At 52.6% G+C, this 17,019-nt stretch carries 14 protein-coding genes; 10 read left to right on the forward strand and 4 right to left on the reverse strand.

Annotated elements, in window-relative coordinates; genetic code table 11:
- Window positions 1-149: 149 nt before the first annotated feature.
- A complete protein-coding gene (gene eno, locus H6F67_RS22755) occupies window positions 150-1,424 on the forward strand; it encodes a phosphopyruvate hydratase (RefSeq protein ID WP_190768940.1) in 1,275 nt (424 codons plus the stop codon).
- Between the two features lie 177 nt (window positions 1,425-1,601).
- Window positions 1,602-3,044, forward strand: a complete 1,443-nt coding sequence (locus H6F67_RS22760) for a DUF3084 domain-containing protein (RefSeq protein WP_190768941.1) — start codon at window positions 1,602-1,604, stop codon at window positions 3,042-3,044.
- Between the two features lie 283 nt (window positions 3,045-3,327).
- Here the strand turns inward: H6F67_RS22760 and H6F67_RS22765 are convergent, their stop codons facing one another.
- Window positions 3,328-4,005 carry a gamma-glutamylcyclotransferase gene (locus tag H6F67_RS22765; protein WP_190768942.1) on the reverse strand — a complete coding sequence of 226 codons (678 nt, stop codon included), beginning with the start codon at window positions 4,003-4,005 and terminating at the stop codon, window positions 3,328-3,330.
- A 310-nt stretch (window positions 4,006-4,315) separates the two neighbouring features.
- Here H6F67_RS22765 and H6F67_RS22770 point away from each other — a divergent pair, with 310 nt between their 5' ends.
- The 4 genes from H6F67_RS22770 (at window position 4,316) to sppA (ending at window position 9,134) form a co-directional block, all read left to right on the forward strand.
- The gene (locus tag H6F67_RS22770) at window positions 4,316-5,281 is read left to right on the forward strand and encodes a sterol desaturase family protein (protein WP_190768943.1); all 966 of its coding nucleotides are present in this window, start codon (window positions 4,316-4,318) and stop codon (window positions 5,279-5,281) included.
- Between the two features lie 109 nt (window positions 5,282-5,390).
- Window positions 5,391-6,449, forward strand: a complete 1,059-nt coding sequence (fni, locus tag H6F67_RS22775; RefSeq protein ID WP_313926913.1) for a type 2 isopentenyl-diphosphate Delta-isomerase — start codon at window positions 5,391-5,393, stop codon at window positions 6,447-6,449.
- A gap of 27 nt (window positions 6,450-6,476) precedes the next feature.
- A complete protein-coding gene (locus H6F67_RS22780; protein WP_190768944.1) occupies window positions 6,477-7,289 on the forward strand; it encodes a YwqG family protein in 813 nt (270 codons plus the stop codon).
- Window positions 7,290-7,364: 75 nt separating this feature from the next.
- Window positions 7,365-9,134 carry a signal peptide peptidase SppA gene (gene sppA, locus H6F67_RS22785; RefSeq protein WP_190768945.1) on the forward strand — a complete coding sequence of 590 codons (1,770 nt, stop codon included), beginning with the start codon at window positions 7,365-7,367 and terminating at the stop codon, window positions 9,132-9,134.
- A gap of 206 nt (window positions 9,135-9,340) precedes the next feature.
- Here sppA and H6F67_RS22790 read toward each other — a convergent pair whose 3' ends face one another.
- The gene (locus tag H6F67_RS22790; RefSeq protein ID WP_190768946.1) at window positions 9,341-10,690 is read right to left on the reverse strand and encodes a sensor histidine kinase; all 1,350 of its coding nucleotides are present in this window, start codon (window positions 10,688-10,690) and stop codon (window positions 9,341-9,343) included.
- Window positions 10,691-11,084: 394 nt separating this feature from the next.
- Here H6F67_RS22790 and H6F67_RS22795 point away from each other — a divergent pair, with 394 nt between their 5' ends.
- Window positions 11,085-12,188 carry a serine/threonine-protein kinase gene (locus H6F67_RS22795; RefSeq protein ID WP_190768947.1) on the forward strand — a complete coding sequence of 368 codons (1,104 nt, stop codon included), beginning with the start codon at window positions 11,085-11,087 and terminating at the stop codon, window positions 12,186-12,188.
- Between the two features lie 82 nt (window positions 12,189-12,270).
- A complete protein-coding gene (locus H6F67_RS22800) occupies window positions 12,271-12,876 on the forward strand; it encodes an L-threonylcarbamoyladenylate synthase (protein ID WP_190768948.1) in 606 nt (201 codons plus the stop codon).
- Window positions 12,877-12,910: 34 nt separating this feature from the next.
- Here the strand turns inward: H6F67_RS22800 and H6F67_RS22805 are convergent, their stop codons facing one another.
- Together H6F67_RS22805 and H6F67_RS22810 are read right to left on the reverse strand one after the other, a co-directional pair.
- Window positions 12,911-14,152: an S-layer homology domain-containing protein gene (locus tag H6F67_RS22805; protein ID WP_190768949.1), complete on the reverse strand. Its 1,242-nt coding sequence runs from the start codon at window positions 14,150-14,152 to the stop codon at window positions 12,911-12,913.
- A gap of 345 nt (window positions 14,153-14,497) precedes the next feature.
- Window positions 14,498-14,884: a M48 family metallopeptidase gene (locus H6F67_RS22810; RefSeq protein WP_190768950.1), complete on the reverse strand. Its 387-nt coding sequence runs from the start codon at window positions 14,882-14,884 to the stop codon at window positions 14,498-14,500.
- Between the two features lie 295 nt (window positions 14,885-15,179).
- Between H6F67_RS22810 and H6F67_RS22815 the strand changes: the two genes are divergently transcribed.
- On the forward strand, window positions 15,180-15,473 hold the full coding sequence (locus tag H6F67_RS22815) for a hypothetical protein (protein ID WP_190768951.1): 294 nt from the start codon (window positions 15,180-15,182) through the stop codon (window positions 15,471-15,473).
- A gap of 67 nt (window positions 15,474-15,540) precedes the next feature.
- Window positions 15,541-17,007, forward strand: coding sequence for a TldD/PmbA family protein (locus H6F67_RS22820; RefSeq protein ID WP_190768952.1), 1,467 nt, complete (start codon window positions 15,541-15,543; stop codon window positions 17,005-17,007).
- The last annotated feature ends 12 nt before the right edge of the window (window positions 17,008-17,019 follow it).

Consider the following 17,019-nt stretch of genomic DNA (forward strand, 5'->3'; position numbering starts at 1 on the left):
TGTGATGCAATTCTTGCATTCGTTCATTGCCGTCATCGATCGCGATTGATGATTGTCATGTATATTACCTTTTGGTTTGGACATCGATCGATATGATGACGATGCCACAAGTTTCGCAAGCCTAATACCCGGAATTGAAGGAACGTTCCATGCAGATTAAAGACATCATCGCCAGCGAAGTGCTTGACTCGCGAGGCAATCCGACTGTTGAAGCGCAAATCATTCTCGAAAATGGCATCAGCGGCTCGGCGATCGTTCCTTCTGGCGCATCGACCGGAGAAAAAGAAGCCGTCGAACTCCGCGACGGTGACAAACAGCGCTATGGCGGCAAAGGCGTCCTCAAAGCCGTCGAAAACGTCAATCGCAAACTCGCTCCAGAACTGATCGGCATGGACGTGACCGAACAGCGATCGATCGATCAGCGCATGATCGCGATCGATGGCACGCCAAACAAAGCCGCGATCGGCGCAAACGCAATTCTCGCCGTTTCACTGGCCGCTGCCCGCACTGCCGCCACTGCCCTGAAGCTGCCGCTCTATCGCTACCTGGGCGGCACAAATGCGGCTTTGCTTCCGGTTCCCTGCATGAACGTGATCAACGGCGGAGCGCACGCCGACAACAACGTGGACTTTCAGGAGTTCATGATCGCGCCGCACAACGCGCCCACCTTTGCCGAAGCAATTCGCAAAGGCGCGGAAACGTTTCACGCGCTCAAATCGATTCTGCACGACAAAGGCTACAGTACCGGAGTGGGCGATGAAGGCGGCTTTGCGCCCAACCTGAAATCGAACGAAGAAGCGATCGAAGTCATCCTCGAAGCGATTACCAAAGCCGGATATACGCCCGGAGACGACATTTCGATTTGCCTCGATCCGGCCACGAGCGAACTGTGGCGCGACGGCAAATACTTGTTCTACAAATCCGACCAATCCACCAAAACGCCGCAGGAAATGGCGGATCTGTGGGCAAGCTGGGCGCGGCAATATCCGATCGTCTCGATCGAAGATGGCATGGGCGAAAACGATCAAGAAGGCTGGAAAATTTTGACTGAGGCGATCGGCTCTACAGTGGAACTGGTCGGCGATGATTTGTTCTGCACGAATACCACCATTCTGCAAGCGGGCATCGATGCGGGGATCGCCAATTCCGTTTTGATCAAAGTCAATCAGATCGGTACGCTGACGGAAACCCTGGACACGATCGAACTGGCTCGTCGCCACAACTACAAATACTTTGTCTCGCATCGATCGGGCGAATCAGAAGATACGACGATCGCGGATCTGGCCGTTGCCACCGCAGCCGGACAAATCAAAACCGGATCGGGCTGTCGCGGCGAACGAGTCGCCAAGTTCAATCAGCTTTTGCGAATCGAACGGCAACTGGGCAGCGCCGCACAGTTTGCAGGCAAGCAGGCGTTTGCGTAGCGATCGTGGTAGAAGCCACAACTCTTTGATGGGGGCACGATCTGTTGTGCCCCTATCATAATCTTGCCGATCCATCGCCTCAGCGCGGAACAACCTGTTGCAAAAAGCGATCGCCCCAACACCGCACTGCCAGAAGTACAGTAGGCTGTATCTGAACTGGATGATTCCTAAATCGAAATGACCACCGGGCTGGTCTTAATTGTGGCAATTTTGGTATTGGGCGGCGTCATTGCCACAGTCGGCGATCGCTTGGGGATGCGCGTGGGCAAAGCGCGTCTGACGCTGTTTCGCCTGCGCCCGCGTCAAACGGCGACTGTGATCACGATTTTGACAGGCAGCATTATTTCCGCTTCGACATTTGCAATTTTGTTTGCCGTCAGCGACCAGCTAAGAACGGGCGTGTTTGAACTGAGTGAAATTCAAGATGATCTGCGTGATGCGCGGCGCGATTTGCAAGACACGACGACCGAAAACCGCCAGATCGAGCGACAACTGAATCAGTCGCGCCGTCAGCAGCAAGCCGCCGATCGCCAGCTATCCCGCGCTCAACGCGCCCTCCGCAACACGCGCGAACGCCAAGCCGAAACCGAAGATCAGCTCGATCGATCGCAGACGCGCCTGAGCCAAACGCAAACTCGCCTCAGTCAAATTCAAACCAACTTTGAGCAGGCACAAGACCGCCTGCGATCGGTGTCTGGTCAAGCTGACGAACTGCGCGGCGAAATCGAGCAGTTGCAAAGCGAACGGCAAATTTTGCTGGCTCAGCAGCAGGCGGTGCGCGAGCAGATTGATCAGCGCGATGCCGAAATTGCCGATCGCGAACGAGCGATTGCCGAACGCGATCGCGCCCTTGCCGACCGCAATCAGGAAATTGCCAGTCGCGAATCGGCTTTGCAGGATTTGGAAAGCCAGCGATCGATTTTAGAGCAGGAAGTGCAGCGATTTGAGCGCGAACTGCAAGGCTTGCGGCAAGGCAATGTTGCCCTGTCGCGCAATCAGCCGTTGGCCGCTGGCATTGTGCGGATTGTGAATCCAAATGCGGCTCCGCAGGCGATCGATCGCTTGATTTTGGAAGCGAACGAAACCGCCCGGCAACGCATTCTGCCCGGTTCCGAAGACAGCAATCAGCAGGTGATTCAAATTACCAATGCCGAAGTGGAGCAGTTGCGGAGCCAGATTCAAGACGGACGCGATTATGTTGTGCGAATTTTGGCGGCGAGCAACTATTTTGTGGGCGAGCCTTGCGTGCTGGCAGGAGAAGCCTGCGTGAATGTCTACGGCTCGGTTGTTCTCAATCAGCGGGTGTTTGTTCAAGGTCAGGTAATTGCAACCACAACGGTTGACCCCACCACCATGTCAAACGCTCGCTTGATTGAACGAATTCAACTGCTTGTTGCTCAAGCTCGATTTCGCGCTCAGCAGGCGGGAATTTCGATCGAATCAATTCAAGTGGCCGACAATCGATCGGAAACGATCGTCAATTTCTTCAACCAAATTAAGCAGTACAATCAGCCGCTTGATCTTCAGGCGGTTGCTGCTAGCGCAACCAACACAGGCGATCCTCTGACGATCGAACTGTATGCTTCACAAAACAATCAGGTGCTTTTTGGAACGCAATAAAGCGGGCGGCGATCGCTACAGTGTCATCGGCGCGATCGGCTCAATGGCCGAATCATCTCCGCCAATTTGATGGGTTCGCAAAATCTAAACCGCAGCATCGACTTGTCTAGCTAGTTGTGTAGCAAATCAAACTTTACAAAGGGTGGAAGCGCTGAAAGAGATTGAAAAGGAATCAAAGATTCAGTTCTCATTTCCGTAATGCTGCAAGCGTTCTTTCAATTCAAGCCCATCCTCAACAAGTTCAATCCTTAGAAAGTGCTGAAGACTGAGTTAGGTTTGAGCCTCAATCCTTCTCACTGACTTTGAGGACGGCATCGCGCAGTTTCAGCAAACCGCGATCGCGAATGCCGCATTCTGCCAAGCCTGCGATCGTTTGCAGCAAATAGTCTTTACACGAGCCAAGTGCGCCTGCTGCCGTTGCGATCGTTTCGGCGGTTTCGGTGAGCGACAGTTTCGGCACGTAGAGCGGATGCTGCGGATTGATCGTAAAGGCGATGGCAAAGCGTTCCTCTGTAGCCAAAGATGTGCCGGAAAAAACTTTCACCCAGCGCGGAATGTATGAGCCGACGACCATTTCGCGCCGCCACAGCAGCAGCAGTTCCGCCAGTTGGTCGGGCGCGTCAAGCTGATAAATCACGCCCTGGCAACTGCCGCCGCGATCGAGCGCCAGCGTCAATCCGGGATGTTCGGGTGTGCCGCGTCCGCCCGGAGTGCGAAGGCAATAGCGGCGATGCCAGCCGTAAATCGTTCCGATGCGGCGATCGCTGTGCTGAATAATCGGATTCCAAATCAAAGAACCGTAAGCAAAAATCCAGATTTCCGTTTGGTTGGGGTGCTGACTTAGAACCGAGGCGATCGATGCTTGGAGTTCTTCATCCGTCAGCACTTTTAAGCCCAAATTTGCCTGCCGAACCATTTGCTGGATGCGCTGAGCTTCAAGATCGCTTCGGGTCAAAGACATTTAGAATATTGAGCAGCGTAGAAGTTAAGCAATTCAATTCGGATCGCGCTGCGACTGGGAGTGCATCTTTGTGAAAAAAGCGCGATCGCAGTGCGTTAATTTTATCATTTAATTTGGCTTGAAATTCGTAGTAGACGTTACTGAACTGTTATATTGCAAGCGATCGATTTGCGATTTACAGTGAAGTAATTAAGAAATAATAAGCAACAAGTCTAAACGTTAACTTTAGAGTGACTTAATTCGCTTTTACTTGCAGTAATTCTTCGATCGAGGATAAATGTAAGAAAAGTTTTTAAGCACAATTCAAGCCATGAGCAAGCGGTTCTTTGAAATCCTGATTCTGGCAATTTTACTGACGATCGTTGTAGGTCTGCTAACGCACTATTGGACAAGCATTCCTTTCAAAGAAACTGCTCAAGTGATGACCCAGCGTTTGAATCGAGCGCTGTTTCTACTAGTAATTGTTGTGCCGATGTTTGCCCTGATAGAGCGCTTTTGGCCGAGCATTGCCAATCAGCCTAAACTGCGTCCGGGTGTTTGGACGGATGTAGTGTATTGGTTCTTTACGCCAATGGTGATTCAGACAATGAGCATTATCTCGATCGTGCTGTTTCTTTTGCCGATCTATCTGTTCATTGGCCGAGTTTCGATCGAAAATGGCACGCTGATTCTAGACTGGAGCAAAATTCTCGCAGGCTATGGCCTTGTGTCGCACTGGCCGCTGTGGGTGCAGGGGGCGATCGCAATCATACTCGGCGATTTTCTCGGCTATTGGACACATCGAATGAATCATTCGCGGCTGCTTTGGGACTATCATGCCGTCCATCACAGCGGCGAAATTATCGATTGGCTTTCGGCAGTTCGACAGCATCCAATTAACGATATGCTGTCTCGCGTGATTACCGCTTCTCCTGTCATGCTGCTTGGTTTTTCGCCGATCGCCGTCGAAGCCTACGTTCCATTTTTATCCGTATACATTGCCCTCATTCATGCAAATATATTTTGGGATTATGGTGCATTTCGCTCTGTATTTGCCAGTCCGGTTTTTCACCGCTGGCATCACACAACGGATGAAGCGGGACTAGGCAAAAACTTTAGTGGACTGTTCCCAATTTTTGATGTGATCTTCGGGACGTTTTACATGCCTCGCCATCAGCAACCGCGCAACTTTGGCATTTCCGAGGCAATGCCCAATTCGCTGTGGGGACAGATGACTTATCCGTTCCGCCGCTGGAAACTGTTTGGCAGCGATCGAAGACAGAGACTAGAAGGATGATGCAAAACCTTTTGCCTCCTGCGTACCTTTTCAGAATTGTGAACCGCGATTTTCCGGTGCGGCGATCGTGCGAAACTAGGTCGATATCAACTTTTTTCGTCAATCGCCCGTGAATTCCTCGATCGAAACACCGTTCAATTCTGCTGCCGTCACCCAGTCGCGCAAAGCTGACCATTTGCGCGTTTGTCTGGAAGAAGACGTGCAGTTTGCCCAAACGACCGGACTGGAGCGCTATCGATTCGCGCACTGCTGTCTGCCAGAACTCGATCGCGCCGATGTCAATCTCACCACGACATTTCTTGGCAAATCTCTGGCTGCACCGCTCTTGATTTCTTCAATGACCGGAGGAACCGAACTGGCACAGACGATTAACTTTCGCTTGGCAGAGGCGGCGCAGGCGCACGGATTGGCGATGGGCGTCGGGTCGCAGCGGGTGGCGATCGAAAATCCTGAAGTTACGGCCACGTTCAACGTTCGATCGGTTGCGCCAAACATTTTGCTGTTCGCCAATTTGGGTGCGGTGCAGTTGAACTATGACTATGGCCTTGAAGAATGTCGGCGGGCGATCGATTCGCTCCAAGCCGATGCGCTCGTCCTGCACCTCAATCCGCTGCAAGAAGCCGTGCAGACGAAGGGCGATACGAATTTTCGCGGACTGCTCGGTAAAATTGCCGTGCTGTGTCGGCAGTTGCCCGTCCCCGTGATCGCCAAGGAAGTCGGCAACGGCATCTCGGCAGCAATGGCACAGAAGCTGATCGACGCGGGCGTGACGGCGATCGACGTGGCCGGAGCGGGCGGTACATCCTGGGCAAAAGTCGAAGGCGAACGCGCCAAAGATCCGCTTCAGCGCAGGCTGGGCGAAACTTTTGCCAGCTGGGGTATTCCGACAGCCGAGTGTGTCAAGACGATTCGGGCGATCGCGCCTGACCTACCGCTGATTGCCTCTGGCGGCTTGCGGAATGGGTTGGATGCGGCAAAGGCGATCGCGCTGGGCGCAGATCTGGCAGGTCTAGCGCTTCCCTTCTTGCAAGCAGCATTTGAATCGGAAGCCGCTTTGCATGAGTTGATTCACGCGCTGAAAGTGGAACTCTCAACCGTTTTGTTTTGTACGGGAAGCGCGGCAATTGCAGATTTGCGTCGGCCTGAAGTGTTAGAACAGGTCAAGTAGCTTTGTTTGAACGAGGGCGATCGCCTCATGCAAATTCCCAAGGCATTGCAATCAAGACAAGAAGAACTGCTTGCAACTAAAGTGCCGTATGTGCATATCGAGCCGTTTGAAACAGATGAAGTTTTAGAGCCTTGGGCAAGCAAATATCGGGGTATTCCTTACTTGCCCAAAGGCACACCGTATCCACAGGGTACAAGCGGTAGGCCATTAGCATTGCTTGCCCAAATTAATTTCTCAGAAGTTCCAAAGCTTGAGCATTATCCCACTTCCGGTATCCTCCAGTTTTTCATTTGGGACAATGATTTGATGGGGCTTGAATTCACTGAGCCGTACAACGAATCTGACCAGTTTCAGCTTCAACAACAACAAAATAATTTTCGAGTCATTTACTACCCAGAAGTTTTTCAAGATTTAGATTTACTCGAAACTTCTTTTGAATTTCTGCCGCAGTTCGAGTTCTTACCTGTTGATCGTCCTTGTAGGTTGGATTTTTCTTTGAGAGAAGAATTGATTCACTCAGACGATTATAGATTTGAACAAATCTTTGGAAATAACTTTCCTGACTACTCAAATCTCAGCGAAGAAGAGAGAATGGAGCATTTGCTGTATGATGTTGCTCATCAAGTCAGCAAGATTGGTGGATATGCTTCCTTTACCCAGGTAGATATTCGGACTCTAGCTCCACCCGATGAGAACTGGCTACTTCTCTTACAAATTGCAGGGTCAGATCAAGGTGACATCATGTGGGGAGATGCAGGAGTGGGCAATTTTTTCATTGAGGAAAAAGCACTGCAAACCCTGGATTTTTCTAAGGTTCTTTATAATTGGGACTGCGGCTAAAAATGATACATTTGTTGTCAGCTTGAGCGCCACCTAATTCTTCTCAATCGCCCACTCCTCACCCTTCACTTCTCCATGCGTAGTTTTTTCAAATCAGTCCTAGCGAGCTTTGTTGCGTTGCTGCTGTTTGTGGGTTTGGGCGTCGGCGGATTTGCCTTACTGATTGCCGCGCTGACTGCGATCGGCAGCAGCAAACCTGCGATCAAAGACGACACGATTCTTGCTTTTGATCTCTCGCTCAACATTGCCGATGCGAGCAGTACGCCCGGAGTCAGTTCGCTGATTACAGGTAGCACACCTAATACGATCGCTTTGCGAACGGTGACGCGAGCGATTGACCAAGCAGCGAAAGACGATCGCATTAGCGGCCTTTATCTTTCTGGCGATTTAACGAGCGGACTGGGCTGGGCAAGTTTACGCGAACTGCGGCAATCTTTAGAAGCGTTTCGAGCGGCAGGAAAGCCAATTTTTGCGTATGAAACGCAGGGCAGCGAGCGCGAATACTATTTGAATTCGGTGGCAAATACCGTACTGGTGAATCCGAGTGGGGCGATCGAATTTAACGGGTTGCGATCGGAGACGGCTTATTATGCCAATGCGCTGCAAAAGTTTGGAATTGGCGTGCAGATTTTGCGAGTTGGGCGGTTTAAATCGGCGGTCGAGCCGTTCATCCGCCCGAATAGTAGTCCCGAAAGTCGTCAGCAAACGCAGCAGCTTCTCAACGATATTTGGGGCGAATTTCTTGCCAGCGTCGGCAAAAGTCGGACGCTAACCACGCGCCAACTCACGACGATCGCCAATACGCAAGGACTGCTGCTGGCCGACCAAGCCGTCCAAGCCGGACTTGCAGATGACGTTGCTCACCCGGATGAAGTTGCTGCTCAGCTTCGCGCCGTGACCGGAGAAGACAAGCCGGATGGCGAGGAAGCGTTTCGGCAAATCAGCGTGCCCAATTACCTGGCGGCGATCGACCCGGAGCGTAGTTCTGGCAATCGAATTGCGGTAATTTATGCCGAAGGCAACATCGTCGATCGCGAGGGCGGCAGCGGACAAATTGGCGGCGATGCGCTGGCCGAGCAGATTCGCAAACTGCGCGAAGATGACGACGTGAAGGCGATCGTGATTCGCGTCAACTCTCCAGGCGGCAGTGCCAGCGCGTCTGACGTGATTGCCCGCGAAGTCAAACTGAGCGCCGATCGCAAACCCGTAATCATCTCAATGGGCGACACCGCAGCATCGGGCGGCTACTTGATGTCCACTTTCGCCACCGAGATTTTTGCCTCGCCCAACACGATTACCGGATCGATCGGCGTGTTCGGACTGCTGCCCAACGTGCAGAGACTCGCCAACAACAACGGCATCACCTGGGATACTGTCGAAACCAATCCGTTTGCCGACAGTCAAACGATCGCGCGTCCCAAAACGCCGCAAGAATTAGCAATTGGTCAGCGCGTCGTCAATCAAATCTACGATCGCTTCGTTAGCGATGTGTCAACAGGCCGCAAGCTCGATCGCAATCGCGTTAATGAAATCGCGCAGGGTCGGGTTTGGTCTGGCATTCAAGCGGAGAAAATCGGGCTGGTTGATCAACTGGGTGGGCTGAATGCCGCAATTCAATCTGCTGCCGATCGCGCCAAGCTTGGAGAAGATTTTGAAATTGATTCCTATCCTCGATCGCGCAGCTTCCGCGAACAGTTTTTCCGAGATTTGTTCAGCAATCAGGAACAAGGCGATCCGTTTTCAGTCGAGCTTCAGCAGCTTCAAAGCCAATTAGAAACATTGCGATCGCTCAATGATCCCCAAGGAACCTATATGCGATTGCCGATTAACTTTGAGATTGATTAGATCGCTACTGCTTCAAGCTTCGCTGATTCACTGATTTGGAGCATTCAAAGCCGTTTCAATCTGCTCAACAATCGAAGGTTTATTTTCATATCGACAATTACAAGACGATTTGCTGAAAGTCAATTCACTGCACTTGGTTTTCTCGCCTCAAGAACAACTCAGTAGAAGGATGCCCAAAAGCCAAAATGTCTAACCGAAGATGAAACTTATGTCAGTGGCAGCAAAATTTCAAACTCTTTGCCGCGATCGTTCAATCTCAACTGTCCGCCGTGCTTTGCCGTCACAATTTGATAGCTTAACGCGAGACTTGTTTCTTTTGCAGCCCGCTGTTCGATCGAAAATGAATTGAGAATTTGCTGATGCTGAGCGGGCGTTAGCTCTGTTCCATTGTTGGCAATCCGAATCGATATCCAGCGTTTGTTGCTGTTAGATAATCGATCGCGCTCTAGACAACAAACTTGCGTTGTAATTGTAATTTGCGGCGAATCAGACGGCAGTGGAAAGCTGCTCATTGTTGTGCCAATATCTCGCTGGACAGCTTGATTGAGCAAAAGTTCAATCGTATGGATCAAAATATTTATAAAAACCTGAGAAAGCTGTCCGGCGTAGCAGGTAACAGGCGGCAGATGGCTGTAGTTTTTGACTACGTGAATGCTGCCGCTCAGCCGACTTTTCAACAGAAGCAAAATGCTGTCTAGACAGTCATGCAGATCGGCTGGCTTGGGATAAACCTCATCAACATGACAAAAGTTTTGGAGGCTAGCTGCGAGAATTTTAAGCCGATCGGCTCCTGTTTTGATGCTAGCGATCGATCTGGGCAAATCCTGACGCAAATAATCGAGTTCAATAGCTTCGCGCAGTTGAGCGATCGCCTCTGGCAGCTTGGCTTGCTCATACGCCTGAACAAGCTGCAAAAGCTGTTCGACATAGCTTGAAACATGCGTCAAATTGCCCCAAATAAAGCCGACCGGATCAAGAATTTCATGCGCCACACCGTCAACCAGCCGTCCCAAACTCGCCATTTTTTCGATTTGAATCATCTGCATCTGCATCCGTTCACAGCGCACCTGCATTTCGATTCCACGCAGCATCCAGTGAGCAATATTCAGTTCATGCACGTCGAGCAGGCGAAAGGTTTGTGCGTCAAACTGCACGAGGATTGGTTCTGCTTGCTGGTCGCGATCGCGCCGGAGTGCCCGCTGTGCGGCAGCGAGAATTGGCATCGTGTGCGGCACAATCAAGCTAGAGCGGCGAGCGTAGCTGTGCAAAACGGCGATCGGCTGCATCAAAGCCATTTCGATTCCGCCCGGACGCAAGAAAAACTCTAGCCAGCGCGATCGCGAAATCATGCCGCAAAATTTGCCCTGCGTCGTCACAATCACGCCAGGTATCGCCGGATATTGCTCGAACAGTCGGGCTATCTCTCGACCATTGCAGGTCGATTCCACCTCAAACTGATGCAGTGTCAGGGCGGCGAGTGTCGAGTCAAGATTGAGCGGCTGACTGCTCGCTTCATCGGTCAGCGGTGGCAAGATGTTCGATCGCAGCGGTGGCATGGGTATAGCAGTAACAAACCGATGCGGCTAGAATGCCCGCCTTGCGGCGATCGATACCGCTACGGCTCGTTCTGCTCAGTTGCGATCGTCAAACTGTTCATCCAATTCTTCATCAAAGGTAAAGTCAAAGCAGGGTTTGAAATCCCGCAATCATGAGCAGGGCTTCAACAAATCTTTACAAGACCGTAATATTACTGAAAGCTCGATCGACGCAGCGTCTCGATCGTTGCGATCTTTTGCCAAACTGGTTGCAGCTCTCTGAAAACGACGGCTTTCGTTTTCCGCAGTGACAAAATTATCTACCGAATGTTAGAACTCAATGCGCGATCGTACTGGAAACGCCAGCCTCGCGCTAGTATTAGCCTAGGGTAATCAAATCTCCCTCTCCCTCTCCATGCACGGCTCTGTGGCAACGCTGTCATCTCTTCGGTCTTCGCCTCAGCATCAAACGCAGTTGGGTCAACTGTGCGGCTCAAAGCAGCTTTTTCGCGATCGCTACAAGATCATCAAAGCGTTGGGTCGGGGTGGATTTGGTGTCACTTTCTTAGCTCGCGATGCTACGTTGCCCAGTGCGCCGCTGTGCGTCATCAAGCAGCTTTGTCCAAAAGTTCACAATCCCGTAATTTTACAGAAAGCCTGCGAGCGGTTTGAGCGAGAAGCCAAAACGCTCAGTCAGCTTGGCAGCCACGCCCAAATTCCGCAACTGCTTGACTACTTCCAGATGGACGGCGAGTTTTATCTGGTGCAGGAATATGTGCGCGGCTCAACCTTGGTTAAAGAAATCAAAAATCACGGTCCTCAGCCGGAATTTGCCGTCAAGCGCTTTTTGCGCGAAATTCTTCCGGTCGTAGACTACATTCACCAAAACCAAGTTATCCACCGCGACATCAAGCCGCCAAACATCATTCGCTGCCAGGATGACAATCGCCTCGTTCTCATTGATTTTGGAGCCGTCAAAGAGCAAATTGCCGAACTGGGCGAAGGCAGCCAGAAAGTACCGACAACGCATTTTGTGGGCACAGTGGGCTTTGCTCCGCCCGAACAGCTTGCCCTGCGCCCGATCTATGCTAGCGACATCTATGCGATCGGTGTCACCTGCCTGTATTTGCTGACCGGACGCACACCGATGGAGTTTGACTATGATGCGGCGACGGGCGAAATCAACTGGCAAGACATGGTGCAGGTGAGCGACCACTTTGGCAAGATTTTGACAAAGATGATCAAGATTTCGCCGCGCGATCGCTACCAGTCGGTTGCCCAAGTGCAGCGTGCTCTCGACCTTGAAGCGCATCTAGACAATCTTGCAGACTGTATGCACACGACGCGCCATCGATCGATCGAAGACGAAAGTGCTGGTGATGGCTATGTGCCGCCGATTTCCCGCACCGCTTCGGCCATTCGCGATTGGCGTGAGCGCCTCGAACTGCGCCGCAAGCGGCAGGCCAACAAACCCGACGATTTTTCAACTCTATTTACCGCTGATTTTCTCGGCCACTAAAGTTCGCTCGTCATTCGCTTAGTGAGCTTGCAGCAGTCGATCGCTTCTACAATCGTTGGCAGCGGTTTTTCGAGTTTGATTTATGCCTCAAGTCACACTGGCTGAATGGATTGCGGCAGCGCAGCAGGGCGATAGTTTGCTGAGCTTTCCGACCGATACCGTTCCTGCCCTTGCCGTCCGACCCGATCGCGCTGAACTGATCTTTGCGGCGAAACAGCGCAGTCAGACCAAGCCGCTGATTTTAATGGGCGCAACGGCAAATGATCTGTGGCCGTTTGTGCAGCCGCTTGAACCCCAGTGGCAGCAAGCCGCCGATCGCTATTGGCCAGGAGCCGTGACGCTCGTTTTGCCTGCCAGCGATCGCCTGCCGCCCGCCATCAATCCTGCTGATCCCACCAGCGTTGGCCTGCGCGTTCCCAATCATCCGATCGCGCGGCATCTCTTGGCTCAAACGGGCGTCTTGGCAACCACCAGCGTCAATCGATCGGGCGAGCCTGCACTTCTTCATTTCGATCAGATCAATACTCAATTTCCCAATGTGAAAACGCTCCAACCGTCGGAAATCGATCGATTGGAGCGTTCTGGTTTTGATAATCCACCCCCCAGTGGACTTCCCTCAACCGTCGCTCAGTGGACGATCGAGGGCTGGAAAGTGCTTCGCCAGGGCAACATTGAGTTTAGGGGTTAGACTGGCTGGCTCCTAACCCCTAACTTCTAACAGCCTATTGCAGCGTCAGCGGTGCGTTCAGCGTCAGGTCGAGGTCGTCATTCGGATTGATCACATACAGCGTGGCGCGTTCGCGTCCAAAGAAGATGCTCAGCAGGGTTCCGGCCACTGTGCCGCCCAAAACTTCTTCGGTGGCGATCGCATCATCGCCCGTTACGCCTGCGATCGCAGCGGCAGCAGCAGCACCGAGGGCAGCACCAGAAATGATCCGGCCTGCGTCTGCACCCCGACGAATCGTTTCAGTGGTCGTCACGATTTGCGAGGAAGCGTTGATGCTGAGGCGACGATTGTTGGTGAGCACGATTTCGCGAGCGAAGAACTGCACGCCACCATTGACAGGACGCAGTTCACCGACCACCTGACTGTTGACCGGGATCAGAACCGTACCCGACTGCGAGACAACATCACGATCGATCGTCAGCGTCACCGGAACGGGTTCCGGTTCTTCGGGCGAGATGTAGATTTTGTCGGCATCATCGGCATAGCGAATCGGGAGCACTGTGCCGCGTGGAATCTGAACGGTTTGCGGCTGAGTCGGCACGGCGACTTGACCAACGATGTAGGGCGACTCGACTGAGGCCACCTGTCCGGTGCTGACGAGCGCCTGATAGATAAAGGCGGCAACTTCAGCACGAGTCGCGCTGCGGTTGGGGCTGAGGAACTCCACGTTTGGATAGTTCACCACAATTTGCTTTTGCGTCGCGGCGGCAACGCCGTTCACGGCAAAGTTCGAGATCGAGCTGGCATCGCGATACACCGACAGAGCAGTGGTGGCCGAACCGTTCACCGCGTAGTTCAAGCCGCTGCTGAGTGACACAAGAACTTGTTCACGGGGAATGTTTTGATTCGGCTGAAACACATTGTTTGGGTAGCCGCTCAAAAATCCGGTTGTATAAGCTTCTTGAATGGCGCTGTATGCCCAGTAGTTGCTTGGCACATCGCGGAAGTTAATCGCGCTGCGGGTCGGGTTGCGATCGAACGCTTGCCGCACCATTGCCGCAAATTGTGCCCGCGTCACCGGATCATTCGGGCGGAACGATCCATCCGGGAAACCGCGAATCACACCGCGATCTGAGAGTTCGTCAATAAATTCTGCTGCCCAGTAGTTCGACTGCACGTCGGAAAAGGCGGTTTGGGCTTGGGCGGGTTGAGCAATCAGCGGCGCAACGGCTCCAGTTGTGATGCCAAGCGCCATCAGCAAGGCAGTCCCCGACTGCCAGGAATGCAAAGTAGCCATTTAACAAATTCTCCAGAAAAGGTTGCGTAATTTAACGTAGTGCTAAGTAATTTGACAAACCTGGCTGCGGTTAGTTCCTGCTCTGTGGAAAAAAGTCAAATTGCCGTTTTTCGACAGAAGCAGCGGAAAAAATGCCAGATTTTACAAAATCTGCGATCGCATCTAACGTCTACCCTTCTTGTGACGGCAAGCGGAACCATAAAGTTTCAAGAATGTCAACCCCTGCTGAAGAACACAGCCAGTCAGCGATCGCACGAGCACCGCAAAAATTGATGCCAGCCTAAATTAGGGACGCAATCCGGTGTTGCAGTCCCCTTTGATTTCAGATTCAGCGATTTCTAGCCGTTACAGCTTGCGGTTTAAGAAGTTTTTGAGGCGCGTGCCAAGATCAGAAGCAGGTGGCGGTGTGGCAGGAACGGCTTGGGCTTCTAGCTTTTTCTGGCACTCTTGCGCGATCGCATCGTTGGGATTGAGCTTGAGCGCTTGCCGCAGGTTGACTTTGGCGAGGCTGACGAGTCCTTTGTCGAGGTGGATTTTTGCCAGCAGCGCGTGGTAGTCGCTCGTGGTGGGATCAGCTTCGATCGCTTCGCGCAGTTCTTGCACTGCCGTATTTGTGTTCCGCATTTTGAGACGATCGATCGCCCGCTGGTAATGCCGTTGCGCTCGCTCTTTTGCGGCAGCAGAAACGCTTGTCAGCATGGGAGAAGCCTGACCGGGATCGACATTGGACATGGTAGACAACCTGTAGCTAAGAGGACGAAGAAAGCGCAAATGCGGTGCCGCAGCCTCGACACCGCGACTAGATGCGCTACGAACAGGAACTCCAGATCGCAATCAAGGCGATCTCGAACACTCCACTCAATCTCCAGGGGGCTAGGGCTAGGATCAGTGAAGAGTTGATGAAGCTAAAAAGCGAAGCTTCACAGTTCCATCATATTGAGCAGAGTACACTCCCGTCATCCGTGTCCATCCAGCAGCTACTTTGGCGCATACAGTACAATTGTTCTAGTTGTTCTAATCTCAGGTGATGACTGACTACACGCCTTATCACGGTGCCAGCGAGTCGCTTCGCGATGAAGAGCGCATTTCGCTAAATGCTGAGGCATCCGAAGGCGAAAACTGGCTCGATGAGCAATCTGAAGAAGTTGATTTTTATGAAGCGCTCGATGAGGACTGGCTGATCGAAGATTTGAGCGATCGCGCCCAAGCTTACGAACAGTCGGACGCAGAAGTGCGATCGACCGATGTACCGTTCCCTGAACTGATCGAAGCCGCCATTCAGGTGATGCAGGCTGCCCAAGATGCCGGAATCGAGTTCTAGGGTTTTGAGCTTGTTAGACTGAAGGAAGGTAAAATTCTTCACAATCTCTTCACGCAAGACGCTTCTCATGCCGCCAACCCTTTTGTCACAAGAACTGCCGACGCTGCAATACAGCCAGACTCGCGATCGCTTCGATCAATCGTGGGAAGCACCGCTCGCGATTTTGCTGGGCTTGGGACGTGCAGCCGGAGCCGATCTGGTCGAATTTTTCCTAGAGCGCGTCAACTACATTAGCTGCTTGGCCGAAGACGACGCGATTACCAGCATTTCGCCCAGCCTCTCAACCGGAGCGGGAGTGCGCGTCTTCGTGGGCAAAGCCGACTGCTATGTCAGCACCAACGACCTTTCGTTCAACGGCCTCAAAGCCGCCCTGGAAAAAGCTTTGGCGATCATGGGTTTGCATTTGCCCGCCGCCAATTCCTTTGTGCCGCCGATCAACCTGGAACTCTTGCGCGACTATGCCACCGTCCGCAATAAAGAAGTTTGGTTGCCGAACTGCACCTCGATGCGCGACATGAGCGACGTGCTGCTGAGCGCCACTGCGGAGCTGGGGCGCGTTGCCAATCACGTCCAGTCGCGCCGCGCTTCGTATTTTCGCGACTGGCAAGAAGTTTTGGTAGCGGCGAGTGACGGCACGTTTGCTCGCGATATCCGCCTCAATCAGTCGGTCGGCTATAACCTGCTGTGTGCTGATGGTGCAAATCGATCGAGCATCGGAGAACGCGCCGGAAACACCAGCGATCCCGCCTTTTTGACCACCTGGAACTACGAAAAATCCGCTCAGGGCATTGCCGAATCCGCAGGCAAAATGCTCACCGCCGATTATGTCGAGTCGGGAACCTATCCGATCGTGATGGCGAACCACTTTGGCGGCGTCATCTTCCACGAAGCCTGCGGGCATCTGCTGGAAACGACACAGATCGAGCGCAAAACCACGCCGTTCATGAATATGAAAGGCCAGAAGATCGCGCACGAAAATCTGACCGCCTGGGATGAAGGATTGAGCGATCGCGAGTTCGGCACGATCGACATGGATGACGAAGGAATGCCTGCTCAGCGCACGTTGCTGATTGAAAAAGGCATTTTGAAAAACTTCATTGCCGATCGCGCTGGCTCGATGCGAACCGGACATCCGCGCACAGGCAGCGGACGCAGACAGGGCTACACCTTCGCCGCTGCCAGCCGGATGCGAAACACCTACATTGCTCCGGGCGAATACAGCACGCAGCAGATTTTCGATTCGATCGACAAAGGCATCTACTGCAAAAAAATGGGCGGCGGCAGCGTTGGCGCAACCGGAGAATTCAACTTCGGGGTCGAAGAAGCCTACCTGATCGAAAATGGCAAGCTCACCAAACCGCTCAAAGGCGCAATCTTGATCGGGGAAGCCAAAGACGTGATGAACAAAATCTCGATGTCTTCCCAAGATCTGGGATTGGCAGCGGGCTTCTGCGGCTCGGTCAGCGGCAGCATCTACGTGACGGTTGGTCAGCCGCACATCAAGGTCGATTCGATTACGGTCGGCGGACGCTAAGCGCGATCGAGG

The organism is Microcoleus sp. FACHB-1515 (genome assembly GCF_014696105.1).
Classification (GTDB): domain Bacteria; phylum Cyanobacteriota; class Cyanobacteriia; order Elainellales; family Elainellaceae; genus JAAUTJ01.

What these genes read in the sequence shown, in the direction of transcription:
- eno (WP_190768940.1), top strand. Translation starts at nt 150, where the DNA reads ATGCAGATTAAAGACATCATCGCCAGCGAAGTGCTTGACTCGCGAGGC.
- H6F67_RS22760 (WP_190768941.1), top strand. Translation starts at nt 1,602, where the DNA reads ATGACCACCGGGCTGGTCTTAATTGTGGCAATTTTGGTATTGGGCGGC.
- H6F67_RS22765 (WP_190768942.1), bottom strand. Translation starts at nt 4,005, where the DNA reads ATGTCTTTGACCCGAAGCGATCTTGAAGCTCAGCGCATCCAGCAAATG.
- H6F67_RS22770 (WP_190768943.1), top strand. Translation starts at nt 4,316, where the DNA reads ATGAGCAAGCGGTTCTTTGAAATCCTGATTCTGGCAATTTTACTGACG.
- H6F67_RS22780 (WP_190768944.1), top strand. Translation starts at nt 6,477, where the DNA reads ATGCAAATTCCCAAGGCATTGCAATCAAGACAAGAAGAACTGCTTGCA.
- sppA (WP_190768945.1), top strand. Translation starts at nt 7,365, where the DNA reads ATGCGTAGTTTTTTCAAATCAGTCCTAGCGAGCTTTGTTGCGTTGCTG.
- H6F67_RS22790 (WP_190768946.1), bottom strand. Translation starts at nt 10,690, where the DNA reads ATGCCACCGCTGCGATCGAACATCTTGCCACCGCTGACCGATGAAGCG.
- H6F67_RS22795 (WP_190768947.1), top strand. Translation starts at nt 11,085, where the DNA reads ATGCACGGCTCTGTGGCAACGCTGTCATCTCTTCGGTCTTCGCCTCAG.
- H6F67_RS22800 (WP_190768948.1), top strand. Translation starts at nt 12,271, where the DNA reads ATGCCTCAAGTCACACTGGCTGAATGGATTGCGGCAGCGCAGCAGGGC.
- H6F67_RS22805 (WP_190768949.1), bottom strand. Translation starts at nt 14,152, where the DNA reads ATGGCTACTTTGCATTCCTGGCAGTCGGGGACTGCCTTGCTGATGGCG.
- H6F67_RS22810 (WP_190768950.1), bottom strand. Translation starts at nt 14,884, where the DNA reads ATGTCCAATGTCGATCCCGGTCAGGCTTCTCCCATGCTGACAAGCGTT.
- H6F67_RS22815 (WP_190768951.1), top strand. Translation starts at nt 15,180, where the DNA reads ATGACTGACTACACGCCTTATCACGGTGCCAGCGAGTCGCTTCGCGAT.
- H6F67_RS22820 (WP_190768952.1), top strand. Translation starts at nt 15,541, where the DNA reads ATGCCGCCAACCCTTTTGTCACAAGAACTGCCGACGCTGCAATACAGC.